This window comes from Lactovum odontotermitis (assembly GCF_054658595.1).
The window spans coordinates 13237-25532 of the sequence record NZ_BAAGGQ010000006.1; the positions used below are offsets into that span (position 1 = coordinate 13237).

Below are 12296 nucleotides of genomic sequence, written 5' to 3' on the forward strand. Positions count from 1 at the left end.
AAAGTCCTACTTTCTTAGCCTATTTTTTCCAAATAGACTCTCAAATCTTTAGGCGGATTTATATAAGAAATTCCAAGAATCTGCTCTTTATCCAAAGTAAAGCTTGGCTCTAACTGCTTGCTTGCACTGCGATTAACATTTTTTAGCGGCACAGAGCCTGACTCACCAAAATCCAAGCCGGCCGTAGAAATCGCAATATCAGAATTAAGCTTTGATTTTACATCAGCTTTGGGTAAGTTCTCATAAAGAAGTTTATATTTTCCAGCAGGAATCTGACTGTCAGAAAAATAAAGACCTTGGTTTAGTACCTCGTATACTTCCTTTCCGTTATAATGGACGATTTCAAGGGCTTTAAGAGCTGACTTAGTGAATTCAGCTGTTCCTGCAGCGTTTAATGTAACCACGTCCCCATCTGCTAGAAGCATATTAGAAGCAGGGTTATCCTTGCTGACTGTAACAAATATTGAGCCCAAAAAAATTTGACAATCACTATCTGTTGAGACATCATAGTAACCAGCATGAATGTCTCTACCCACTTCAAAGTTTTTCACCTCTTGTGATGTTAAAGTGGTGTCCTGCGCAGTATTGCTGATTTTTTCGGTACTTTTCGTTACAGCTTTAATCATATTGGCTTTTTTAGTTTCTTCTGCCTTATCTTGCAGCTTAGTATAAGCAAAAGCAGCAATAGCAATCACAACTATAGCAATGAAAATAAAATTGACATATTTACGCATAATCACTTACCCGTCCCTCTGCCATATAGATAATCTCATCAGCTAAAAGTTTTAAGTCTTCTTCATTATGGCTAGCAATGATGATAGTCGCACCACGTGCTTTTTCAGCTAGAAGAATTTCTCTGACCTGACTGACACCAGCCACATCAATCGCATTTGTTGGTTCATCAAGTAAAATCAAATCAGGTTTTTCAAAAATTGCTTGGGCCAGTGCCGCACGCTGCTTCATACCAAGTGAGTATCTACGCACAGGCTGTTTATCGTCTGGGTCAAGTCCCACCTTGATGATAGCCTGCCGAATGCCATCTGCAGTAGTAATTTTCTTGATTTTAGCAAGAAGAGTCAAGTTTTTAGTCAAAGAAAAATCGGGCAGGACATTAGCATTTTCAATAAGGAGACCTAAAGATGGGGGGAAATCTATATCTTTTCCTAAGACCTTATCCATAATCCTGATTTGACCGGTGTCAACTCTAATGAGACCAGCAATCGCCCGTATTAACATAGTCTTTCCAGCGCCATTTCGGCCTTTTAGACCGTAGATTTTTCCAGCATCAAAGTCAAGCGAAACTTCGGAGAGAATCATTTTTTTCTTAAGTTTTTTAGAAATATTTTCAACATGTATCATACTAAAATATCCTTTCTTTTCAATAGTAAGAGGGTGATGATGAAACTAGCAACAGCTAAACAAACCAATACCGGAATATTGGCTTGTCTGAGATTCAGACTCAGCATATTTAGAAAACCGAGGGGCAAATATAGACCGAGGTTGAGGAGAACTGCCAAACAAACCAACGCCAGTTCAATTTTGAAAAAGCACTCAATAAGAAGCATAAAATGTACCAAGAAGAAAGAAGCAAAGAGCAATTCAAAGAAGCACTGACTCTGCGATAATCCTATCAAGACAATCATAATCAAAAACTTGCAATCCAACAATATCAAACTTCTAAGCCAGTAACTGAGCCGAGACTGATAGCGAACGATTTGAGAAACTCGTCGTTCCAACTGCAGCCCCTGCCCGCTCAGCCAAAGAAATGGAGACATTTTACAAACAAAAACCATGATTTTTTGCGATAATTCAAGTATCAAAGGCTTTTTGAGCAGGAAAGGAGACTGACCTAACTGCTGGTAAAAGAGATAAAACAAAAATAAGCAGAGAAAAAAGAGAATTAGTCTAAAGTTACGGTTAATCATAGCACTCCACCCGGTCACTATAATAGAGGATTACCAATGTAAGCCCTGCGAGCAAAGCAAGATACTGAAGAATCTCCACCCCTGGTACTTGAAGTACCATTCTCCTGATAAAGACTTCAAAAATATCACTTGTAAAAGGCAGCTTCTGTCTAAAAGCAAGGCAATAAACTAAAGCGATAAACCAAAGACCAAAGTTGGCTAAAACTCGATTAAGTCTAAAAAGCTGGAGAAGCTCACTTAAAAATAAGAAAAGCAAAACCAAAAACCAGTTCATCAAAAGTACCAGAAAAACAAGAACAATCAGCCAAAGTTTTATTTCCCCTGTCAAAAACGCAATTCTAAGTACAAAATAGGAAAAAATTCCCAAACTTATAAAACCTGAAGAAACGAACTTGCGTCTAAGCGCCTTTAGAAGAATCTGCCGCTTTGACTTCTGTCGAATCAAAGTCTGAATGTTCATTTCTTCACTCAATAAATCATAAATCAGATAAAGAGGAACCCATCTTATCAGCCAGCTATTAATGTCAAATATACCGTGAGAACTAAGCTCTATACGCAAAAAATCCTCCGAATCCGTCACATAAAAACGCGTTGACAAAAGCAATAAAACAGCTAGCGCAAGGACAAGCGCAACTGTAAGCAAAGATTGTTTAAGCCTCAATCAGCTCCTCCTCTCCCGATAAATACCAGTGCATAACCAGATTAAAAGCCAGCAAAACTCCAAAAACCAAAGCGATATTGTGCCACCAATCTGAAAAAAGGACGGGTAATAAAGGATGTATACCTTTACTTGCCAAAATATTATCCTTGTAACTCACCCCCAGATAATATAGGAGAATCGACAAACTTAAGACTTGATACGACTTTCTAAAGAAACGTGCAAGTGTCATCATACTCACAGCCACAAGTCCGGAAAAAATACCCGCCAAAGTATTGTATAAGAGCCAGGCAAGTCCGCCATGCGCCATTTGCCAGACAACAAACTGCATATCCTCCTCTTTCTTGACCATTCCCACCGTATTACCAAAGGCTTCCCAAAAAGTCCTTATCATATTATTCGGTAAAAAGGGTAAAGTCAGTTTGACGAGAAGCAGATTGGTCAAGAGCGGAAAAAAGAGAACCACAAAACCAAAAATAAAAGTCGAACCATAGGTTTTTAGAATATAGCGAGAACGACCGATACGACTAATAACAAGGAGCTGCTCACCAGATTTCTGGTCTTCAATAAAGTTTTTGACAACAGCACCATAAAGATAAATTGGTAAAACAAGCAAAACAACAACCCAAGTAAGATGTCCACTAAATGAAATCCAGCCGGCAAGAAAGGTGGAGGCATAACCAGATAAAACATCCCCCCTGTTAATCTGCCGAAAGAAATCTGCAGCCATCACAGCAATCAGAAAGGCTTCTACTATCCAGAAAGAGCGGGTTGCTAAAACCCGCCCAAAGAAGTAAGAAGAAGTCACTTTTTTCAAAGTATTCATGGGCTTACCAAGTTTCCTCATCCCAGGCGCCTGAGATATTAATCTTCATATTTTCCTCCATGATTGTATTTAATTATGAAATATTTGTTCTAAGGTATTACCTGCTAGAACTGGCTTTTAGGGGGGCACTTGTGCCTCTCATCTCACTCTTCCTGAAGACGAGTGCCTACAACTTGGCGAAAGGTTACCTAGCTTCCCACTTTATAAAAGTAACTTGTTAAATAATTTGATTGACCAATGTAAATCCTTGGCTGGCTCAAATCACTCGTATCATTAGGCCCTGCGCTTGTACCTGGAGAAAGTATCATCATCGCCGCACCAGCAACTTCTCCTCTAAGTGTAAAACCGACATAACCGTCTTTTTTACTTGCCGTGTCCCACATATTCACTACAAGTCCATCATTCATGTCTTTTCCGTTCAGTATGAACTGATTACCGATTACTTCTAAGGTTCGGCTCTCACTATTTTTCCAGAGTCCCTGAATCGTTGTCAAATCCTGGTTATAAATCTGGTCCAGATTAATTTTGTTCGTTCCGATTTTAAGGGCTTTCCAGGCAATACTGCTGTATTTCCAGCCTAGATTTAACAGGTTATTCTGCTCGTTCATGTCTGTTGTATAATTGTGCGCACCTGAATCGGCGTTTGGATTATAAGCGACGAAATTTGCAACATCTCCGCCTGAGTAAAAGGCAGGTTTTCCATCGTTATCCCACTTCCAGCCCAATGAAACATTGTGCTCAGCTTCGAACTTACTCTTTGTGTAGTAATGGTCACCGCCTTTGGCGTTAGGATTGTAGATTCGATAAACCGGCTCGCCAGTTTGAGGCGCATACCAGCCGATGCCTTCAGATGTCCAGCCTGCTTTCTGAAGACTAATCAACTCATAAGCACTCGGCGTGTAGAAATGCTCGCCAGTGTTTTTATTGTAGAGGCGATAAACTGGGACTTCGTCTTTCGGTGCGCCTCGGGTGTCTGCCTGAACAGGAACGGCTGCTCCCAAAACAAATACTGAGAGTGCCAAGCTTGTCGTTAATTTTGATTTTTTCATTGTTTTTTACTTCTCCACTATCCCGCTATATATGAAATAAAAAATATTGTAAAAAGTTTTTTTATTCCATAAATACTGAAAGGTCATTGAGTCATGTCTTTTAACCGTAAAAAGCAACTCCTTCATAGCTCCAACCAGCAGCAACGAGTGAATTTTTTTCATATGCACTTGTTGTCCAGAAATGGAAACCTTGCGGATTATAAAGACGATAAACGGGGGCTCCAGAACTTGGTGCAGTCCACGATATTCCCTGATTGTTCCAGCCAGATGCAGCTAGGCTATTTGCTTCAAAGGAGCTTCCAGTGAGAAAATGTTCTCCGCTATTTGGATTGTAGAGTACATAAATTGGTGTACCACCTGAGGTTGATTTATAAAATGCAATTCCATCATATTGCCAGCCCGAATTTACAATACTCTGGGCCTCATATTGACTTGCTGTATAGTAATGGTCACCATTTCCAGGATTATACAAGCGGTAAACAGCATTGTTTACTGTAGGAACAACAGTAGCCTGAATCCTTAAAGACGGGCGTAGAACTCCCCAAAAAGTCAGACCAGAAAAACCAGCCGTTGTTCTTGAATAGGGTTGAACCGTTTTACTACCATTAACATTTTGTTCCAAATCGACAAAGGTGTTTCCAGCTCTTGCTGTTGCGACTCCAACATGCCCATAGCCTTCAAAACCTCCTGTCCAAACAACGATATCACCAGGCTCAGGCATTGTCCCAGGCAGGCTTGTAAAACCAGAATAGTCATAGTATGCATAATCGGAAGCATTCCCATAAGTCACTGGAAAACCGAGCTGTTGTGAGTAAGCTCGAGCCAAATCAACACATTGGATAGGGTCGTCAGGCGGTGCACCGTCTGTTTCAATTGATTGCCCCACTTTACTGTTCAGCCAGTCAAGTGCCTGAGAAATTGTGTATGATGAAGTAATTGTGGCTGCCCTTGTCCTTGGCTGTAAAGGACCATTTGTATGCAGCTCTCGTTCTTCTTCTGAAGAAACTTGTGGTCCGCCGTCATTTATATAACTCTCCCCCGGCTGAAGCACACCAGCAAGATAGTTAGACTGAGATTTCACCATGTCCCCTGCAGGTGCTTCAGCGAAAACTTTGGATTGTGACACATTCGTAAATAACAAAGCACTAGTGAGTATTGTTACAGACATTAATGTGAATTTAAATTTTTTCCTTTTCAAGATTTTCATTGTTTACTCTTTTCCTGTGAGAATTTCGCTCACAATCTGATTTTTGTTAATTAGGTTACGATGTCGTTATATTTTCGGATTTTCATTCATCACCATCTTTCTCGTTTGATAGACACTGTGTAGATTATTCGGTCTTTTTCTTAATGAGTTTCATGACACTCGTCAATTGAATTTATAAATTATTCCTACATTTTTATTATAACCCCGATTTTTCAAAGCGCCAAAAAAGTTCCACACAGGAACTTCATTTCAACCATTCTTTAAAATAGAGCGGAAATTTTGCATTTGTCACGTTTTCATCATAAATTCTCTGATAATATTGCGCCAGCTGTTTACTGCCTTCCCATTCAAAAACTTTAATTACTTTTTCCATTTCTTCACGGCCTTGCTTGTGTTCAGGACCATGACCAAAAAATAAATCATAATAACCTTTCGTAAAGCGATAAATCTGACGTGAACAAATATCTCTTTCGTGACAGCATTTTTCAGCCAAACTTAGTGATTCATGAGCTTCTAGTTGAGCGCTTTGCCCGTATTTGACGCAAGCTGTTGAGGCCCGGCAGGCAATTCGGCAGACGATATTACGATAACGTGAACGCTCTTGTAGTCTTTTGTGATTTTCCTGTAAATCACGAATTGTGCCGCGAATCATATTGGGCGAGAATTCTGAAATTGTATCAGATAGAACAGCAAGCTCATAAAAGGTGAAAATCTCAATGCCCATGATGAAAGTATTAATTTCCTGCGCCTCATCTTCATTCAGCCCTTTAAGTCTAGCCTTAGCCGAAAGAGCAATCATTCGCTCACCTTCTTGAGCTGCTTTGTCATGTATTGCTTTTAAAGCAACGTCATCTGATACCAAAGCTGCTCTATTAATTTCTCCAAAATACTGCTCATAATCATTATGCCAAAAGTGATTAACATATAAATCAAATTCGGATAAATCCATATGGATAACCGCCAAGGCCTTATCTATCTGGTCTAATGTAAGACTCTGTTTGCCATTTAAAAACCTTGAGAGTGTGGATTTTGCAATGCCTGTTTTTCTCTCAATCTCTGCCATTGTAATTTCTTTTGCTTTGCATAGTCGAGAAAAAGTTTCCCCGTATCTCTTATTCACTGCCATTGTTTTCCCCTCACCACGCGCCACTCACTTCACTTTTTATGCAAGCGCTTCATTTTATGCAATTTTAAAACATTTTCATTTTTTGTCAATGTGAATTTTGCAAATATTCTGTATTATCTATCCCTTTCCATTCCTTTCGGGCGTGATTCTCATATCTTATTATTTGGCAACAATATAAACTTCTTTTTCACAAGTATAGACAATCCAGCAGTCATTTTCCAAAACTTTTACAGCTTTACCATCTGTGATGTTCTGTTCCTGGGCTTGAGTAAACTCGCCTGTCTGCTCTTGAGCCTGGCTTATCGTTTCTGCCGGTTGAACATTCTGGTATAAATTCTGCATAATCTGAAGACGAATCAGCTCCTGACTGGTCTGAGTGTTTGAAAGGAAAAGTTGTGTGTAGCCGCCGTTCAAAATCGGGTAATTCTTCTGTGAATTTTTTAATGTCGCTGAGTCGGAAAAAAGGAAATCCGAAAAATAAAGTTTTACCCCTTTTAAATCAACTTTTTCTAAAGAATTTGCTAGCCCCATTGTCTGTGATTGAAGTGACTCGCGCTGATTTTCCAGAACTCCGGCATAGGTAAACGAGAATTGAAGTATAAAAAAGGATAGAAGTGCAGGAACAAATCTGTTGATGATAGTTAGCGCACGCCACTTCTCTTCTTGCTTATCAAACAACATGATGGCCAAACAGGCCAAAAAGAATGGAAGACCATAAATGTACCTGAGAGCAGGGGTCAGCTGCTGGAGAAAAAGATAGATGCCGAATGAAAGAAACGTTCCAAGAACAAAGAAAACAGCGAGATAAAGTGAACTAAAGGCTAAGTTATTGTCAGAATTAATGATTTCTTTTATGACGAAAACAACTAATAAGACTGCAAAAACTGCAATCCAAACCTTCGCACTGTTATACTTGAATGCTGACAAAAACAGGCGGACATTGGTGAACGGCTGAAGAAAAATATTCTGCGACAACATTGAATTGCTGCTGTGACCTGCGGCGACTGGAAGAACTTTCAGCTGGACAAAGTAGGCAATTGTCGGAAGAAGAAAAGATAAACCGCCCATTAAAACATTCGTTCTTAACTTTTTCCCATCAATTCTCTGTGTTAAACTCCTGTAAATTTTTATCAGAAAAATCACCAGGAAAATTCCCGAGCTCGCCTGATAAGTATTGTACATAAGGAAAAGCGCGAAAAAGGAAACCACGGCAAACTGCCGCTTCTCCCAGAATAAAAAGGGAATGATACTCATTAAGACACTTACCGCCATGAACGGAGAATCAAATTTGAAAGAGAACAAGCCCAAAGACCAGGGATTTAATCCAATCATTAAGGAGACAAAAAGTGATAAATAACCTAATTTCGATATTATTGAAACTAGTATGACACTTGACAAAGCAAGGATTAAAGCCGTCACAATAAAATTAGTCAGTCCCGTATCAACCAGATGCCGGCTTCCCTGTAAAATCCAAGCTAAGAATTCGCTCCCCCATCGTGAATAATCGTTGCCGAAAGCGGTGTAGCCCATGGCACGGCGTGAAGTATCATCCAGATAGGGATAATTTGAAAGGCCTATTGCAATGAGAGGAACCGCATAGCAGATAAAGGTGAAGGAAAAATACTTGAAAAATTCTTCCCGAGTAATATTAAAAATTTCAACCCTTCTGTTCATTTTTTCTCTCATCTTCTCTTTATTTCTTATTGACTTTCCACTAAACTAGAAAGGTCAATCACTTCATCCACACGAGTATAAATTTCCGGGTCATGCGTGGCAAAAATCAGAACATTTTTCGGATTAACAAGTCCTAGAAGAACATCTCGTATTTCAGCTCCTGTTTGCGCATCCAAAGCCCCTGTCGGTTCATCAGCTAAAATAATCGTAGCCCGTTTCAGCAGGAGCCTGGCAATTGCCACACGCTGTGCCTGACCTCCGGATAAGCCATAGATTTTCTGCGCTAGATAACCTTTCCCTAGGCCGACTCTTTTGAGTGCTTCGACTTGTTTCGAGCGGTCGCTTTCAACGACGGCCAAGTTCTTTGAAACACTGTCATCATCAATCAAGGCATAATTCTGGAAGATATAACCCAGCTGATTTCTGAAGAAATTCTTTTCCGACATGCGCCAAATGTCTTTTCCTGAAACTGAAACTGTCCCGCTTGTCGGCTTTTCAAGACGCGCCAAACTATTAAGCAGGGTTGTTTTCCCTGAACCTGATTTCCCGATTAAGGCGTAAGATTTGCCTGCTTCAAACTCCAAGTTAAGAGATTCATAAACTGTTTTCTGACCGAAACGCTTGGTTAAATTTGTTACTGTAATCATCTGTTTTTCCCTCTATTCTAGTGAATCCTTCATTACCTGAAGACGTCTTTGCTTAAGCTGTCGCTGATTAATCAAAACCACAACCAGAATTTCAAGCAGGTACAAGATTAAGATAAATCCGAAAATGGTTAGACTTCCTGTGATTAAACTGTTTAGTATTGCCACAAGAATCACACCTATTACCAAAGGGAGTAAAAGCAATAATTCTTGGCGCCTGCTGTCGCCTGAAAAAAGATACGTAATGACAAGTGATTTTGACGCGCGCTGATACTGATTTTTCAAATATTCCCATAAAACAAAGACCGAGCAGATAATCGTTGCAGCCATGACCATGAGTGCCCCCTGAAGCTGGCTGTTAACATTTTTGCCCAAGAGCGCTGCATCTGCACTCACATTATCTGTACTTAAAACCTGTTCTTGAAGACCTTGAGCTTTTAGTTTGTCTATTAAAACGCTTTGGCGAATCATTGCTCTCCCGTAAGGGTCGGTGTATCCTCCAACAACCCTAAGTGGTTCAGTGGCAAAGGAGGGAAGCAAATGATAATTAATTTGCACAAAAATTCTATTTTTCATGACTTGAGTCTGAGGCAAAGCACCACCTGCCAATCCTCCTTGTATCGCCTCGTAATTTAACAAGAAAGTTTTTTGATTATCAGGAATGATGTTCACATAAAATTGTGATGAATCCATACTTACAAAAGCAAATTCTTCTGCAATGATATTATTCTCAATACTTTCCACTTTTCCTTCCAGAGATTTCGGCACATAAAGTGTGATTAGCTTATCAGCGTTTGTTTCACCATAAGAATTCTCAGGATAGAATTTTTGATTCAAAAGAACGAATCCTCTGGAAACATAAAGTGTATTAGCTGTGAATTGGCTATCGGTTTGAACATTATTAACAATTCCCTTATTTCCTTGTAAAGCCTGCTTATAACTGTTTTCCTTTTCAGCATTAAAAGCCGATGGAGAGGAATAAATGAAGTCCTCATCATCAATTGATTGATTGAAAGCAAGTTCTCTCTGAGTCTGGGCGAGCATATAATCACGGTCAATAACTCCATTTACATCTGCATGAGCACCTACACCAGTTTCAACATTTGGAATCACATAGCCTTTCACTTCCTGCCAGCTGGAGAGCTGCTGCTTATAACTCGACAGCTGGCCCGCTGTTTTCAGACTCATATTAACTGACTGAGAGAAAATCAGAATTGACAAAAGAATACCGATAAGATAAATTACAGAGCCTAAGCGGTTGACATACTGGTGTTTCAAAATATTCGAAATGTGACTCGTCTTGACAACTAAAGTAAAAAGCAAATTCGCAAGAAATGTCAATAAAAGCAAAATCAAAGCAGACAATGCAAACGTCAAAACAAATTCTTTGAAAAATACACCGCTAACAGAACCTTGTGTTAAAGAAAAAAACAAGACAATGATAAAATCCAGAGCCAGTATCATTCCCAAGTATTGAAATAAGTTTACCAAGACATAGTGTTTAAATCTCCCTAAACTTCGATAAATCATTCCCCGTTTGATGAAGCTCATTTCAACCGCGAACACTGAGATAAAGAAGATAAAAAACAAGGCCCAAATGCTCGGTGCACGTCCCCCTTGTGTCAACAGAACAAGCGGCATTATCGAAACATTAATCGTTTGAAAATCCACTTTCAAACTACCATCCGCCATCATAGACTGCACAAATTGTTTATCCTGACTACTTAAAAAATAAGTCCCAATAATTGAATGGTTCTGCAAATCTTCAAGATTTGTTTCCTCCAAACCAAACTTGGCAGTTTCAGTCACACCAGAATCAGGCACAAAAGCCTTATAAATCGTAATTTTTGACTGCTTAGCCAAATTGTTAATCTTTTCGATAGTTTCCGGCTTATTTTCACCAGTGTAAGCAGTGACATTCATTATTGCATTCGCGGGATAAGAGATAGATTGGCCGACCTCCTTCATGCTTCCAGCTAAAACAAAGCTCAAGAACAGGGTTGCCACTGCCACGATAATTATTCTTAATTTCATTGAATCAACTTTCTAAAAGCTTTCCTCTGAAGCTTTTCCAGGTGTCATAATAATAGAAATGTCTATTTAAAATACGGACTACTTTTTCTTAATTCAACAGATTTCCATTACTTAAAAATATAGATAATTCTTGACATATGCTTTCTCGGAACTACGCCAAGAATTATCCATAAATCCTTTCGCTTATACAACCCTAAAATCAAATAAGTAAAAAATCTGTAATCTTTATGTTAAGAGCTACTACACAGTCTGGACTTGTATCAGCACACCAAACAATCAGAAGTAATAGTACCAAGAATAGAATTCTTCAGTACCAAAAACAGAATCTTTAACGTGTGCATAAGCCCAGCCATAATCATTGTAAACGTCACCGGAGTCCAATCCAAAACCATTCGTTACACGTGCCATTGAACCAACTCCTGCATTCTCAACAAGGAAGTTTGAATGGTCTTCATATGGCAAATCGCCGTCTTTCCAATAGCCGTATTGCCATTGTGAAGTGAGCCCTGGGATATGATTGAACTGATTAAAGATTGTTACATCAACTGTCTTTGCTCCTGCGAATCCTGTGCCAAAGATACCCAAAGCTATAGCGCTCGTTGCTATAGCTTTGGGTATCTTTGTTTTTCCTTTTTTTCTTTATTCACAAATCAATATCAAAATGATTTGCATCTTAATCGCCCTCTACAATCAGGACTTCTGCCCTAATCTTCGCGTCCTCCTCTTTCCATTACAAGTTTGCTAGGGGGTTTATTTAATTGTCCATTTGTTATGACTTTTTGCCTCTCTTTCTGAAAGATAAATGCCTTTACCTTTCGTCATTAATCTACGTAGATTTTATAATTTAACGAGCCAACAAAATTTGTCAACTCTTTAAATTCTCTTAAAAGATACCTGTAGGATTAGGGTGCTGAGGCGAATCTTCTCAGCACCCGCTTTTCTCTATAGAGAAAACTAAAATCCACCAATCAGGTACAACACAATCACTAAAGCAAATGCGACAGTTATTGATGATTTGTACTTTTTCATACAGCCTCCTCTTGACACCTTATTAATTTTTCGTATAATAACATTATAGGTTTGTTTTACGTCTTTTGCAAGGGCTTACACGTCCGTGTATTCAAAGTAGGAAAGTTTTCTTGTTTCAGCTTTT

12 protein-coding genes are annotated in these 12296 nt (G+C 39.2%); all 12 read right to left on the reverse strand.

Annotated elements, in window-relative coordinates:
• Positions 1-14 precede the first annotated feature (14 nt).
• Positions 15-734 (reverse strand): hypothetical protein, encoded by a 720-nt coding sequence (locus ACYQ2E_RS04635; RefSeq protein WP_460016902.1) that lies wholly within the window; start codon positions 732-734, stop codon positions 15-17.
• Complete coding sequence (locus ACYQ2E_RS04640; RefSeq protein WP_460016903.1) at positions 727-1359, reverse strand: ABC transporter ATP-binding protein; 633 nt, start codon at positions 1357-1359, stop codon at positions 727-729. The genes ACYQ2E_RS04635 and ACYQ2E_RS04640 overlap by 8 nt, the downstream gene beginning before the upstream one ends.
• Entirely contained in the window at positions 1356-1925 is a 570-nt protein-coding gene (locus ACYQ2E_RS04645; protein ID WP_460016904.1) for a hypothetical protein, read from the reverse strand. Before ACYQ2E_RS04645 ends, ACYQ2E_RS04640 begins: the two co-directional genes overlap by 4 nt.
• Positions 1918-2397 (reverse strand): hypothetical protein, encoded by a 480-nt coding sequence (locus ACYQ2E_RS04650; RefSeq protein WP_460016905.1) that lies wholly within the window; start codon positions 2395-2397, stop codon positions 1918-1920. The genes ACYQ2E_RS04645 and ACYQ2E_RS04650 overlap by 8 nt, the downstream gene beginning before the upstream one ends.
• 178 nt (positions 2398-2575) lie before the next feature.
• Positions 2576-3409 (reverse strand): hypothetical protein, encoded by an 834-nt coding sequence (locus ACYQ2E_RS04655; protein WP_460016906.1) that lies wholly within the window; start codon positions 3407-3409, stop codon positions 2576-2578.
• A 188-nt stretch (positions 3410-3597) separates the two neighbouring features.
• Positions 3598-4458: a hypothetical protein gene (locus tag ACYQ2E_RS04660; protein ID WP_460016907.1), complete on the reverse strand. Its 861-nt coding sequence runs from the start codon at positions 4456-4458 to the stop codon at positions 3598-3600.
• Between the two features lie 100 nt (positions 4459-4558).
• Complete coding sequence (locus tag ACYQ2E_RS04665; RefSeq protein ID WP_460016908.1) at positions 4559-5665, reverse strand: CHAP domain-containing protein; 1107 nt, start codon at positions 5663-5665, stop codon at positions 4559-4561.
• A gap of 244 nt (positions 5666-5909) precedes the next feature.
• Entirely contained in the window at positions 5910-6791 is an 882-nt protein-coding gene (locus tag ACYQ2E_RS04670; RefSeq protein WP_460016909.1) for an Rgg/GadR/MutR family transcriptional regulator, read from the reverse strand.
• Between the two features lie 159 nt (positions 6792-6950).
• Complete coding sequence (locus ACYQ2E_RS04675; protein WP_460016910.1) at positions 6951-8465, reverse strand: glucosyltransferase domain-containing protein; 1515 nt, start codon at positions 8463-8465, stop codon at positions 6951-6953.
• Between the two features lie 26 nt (positions 8466-8491).
• Positions 8492-9112, reverse strand: coding sequence for an ATP-binding cassette domain-containing protein (locus ACYQ2E_RS04680; protein WP_460016911.1), 621 nt, complete (start codon positions 9110-9112; stop codon positions 8492-8494).
• A 12-nt stretch (positions 9113-9124) separates the two neighbouring features.
• On the reverse strand, positions 9125-11143 hold the full coding sequence (locus tag ACYQ2E_RS04685; RefSeq protein WP_460016912.1) for a hypothetical protein: 2019 nt from the start codon (positions 11141-11143) through the stop codon (positions 9125-9127).
• 276 nt (positions 11144-11419) lie between these two features.
• Positions 11420-11728 carry a hypothetical protein gene (locus ACYQ2E_RS04690; RefSeq protein ID WP_460016913.1) on the reverse strand — a complete coding sequence of 103 codons (309 nt, stop codon included), beginning with the start codon at positions 11726-11728 and terminating at the stop codon, positions 11420-11422.
• Positions 11729-12296: the final 568 nt, after the last annotated feature.

Excerpts from the sequence above, each read along its gene's own strand:
- ACYQ2E_RS04635 (WP_460016902.1), bottom strand. The coding sequence starts at position 734 with ATGCGTAAATATGTCAATTTTATTTTCATTGCTATAGTTGTGATTGCT.
- ACYQ2E_RS04640 (WP_460016903.1), bottom strand. The coding sequence starts at position 1,359 with ATGATACATGTTGAAAATATTTCTAAAAAACTTAAGAAAAAAATGATT.
- ACYQ2E_RS04645 (WP_460016904.1), bottom strand. The coding sequence starts at position 1,925 with ATGATTAACCGTAACTTTAGACTAATTCTCTTTTTTCTCTGCTTATTT.
- ACYQ2E_RS04655 (WP_460016906.1), bottom strand. The coding sequence starts at position 3,409 with ATGAATACTTTGAAAAAAGTGACTTCTTCTTACTTCTTTGGGCGGGTT.
- ACYQ2E_RS04660 (WP_460016907.1), bottom strand. The coding sequence starts at position 4,458 with ATGAAAAAATCAAAATTAACGACAAGCTTGGCACTCTCAGTATTTGTT.
- ACYQ2E_RS04665 (WP_460016908.1), bottom strand. The coding sequence starts at position 5,665 with ATGAAAATCTTGAAAAGGAAAAAATTTAAATTCACATTAATGTCTGTA.
- ACYQ2E_RS04670 (WP_460016909.1), bottom strand. The coding sequence starts at position 6,791 with ATGGCAGTGAATAAGAGATACGGGGAAACTTTTTCTCGACTATGCAAA.
- ACYQ2E_RS04675 (WP_460016910.1), bottom strand. The coding sequence starts at position 8,465 with ATGAACAGAAGGGTTGAAATTTTTAATATTACTCGGGAAGAATTTTTC.
- ACYQ2E_RS04680 (WP_460016911.1), bottom strand. The coding sequence starts at position 9,112 with ATGATTACAGTAACAAATTTAACCAAGCGTTTCGGTCAGAAAACAGTT.
- ACYQ2E_RS04685 (WP_460016912.1), bottom strand. The coding sequence starts at position 11,143 with ATGAAATTAAGAATAATTATCGTGGCAGTGGCAACCCTGTTCTTGAGC.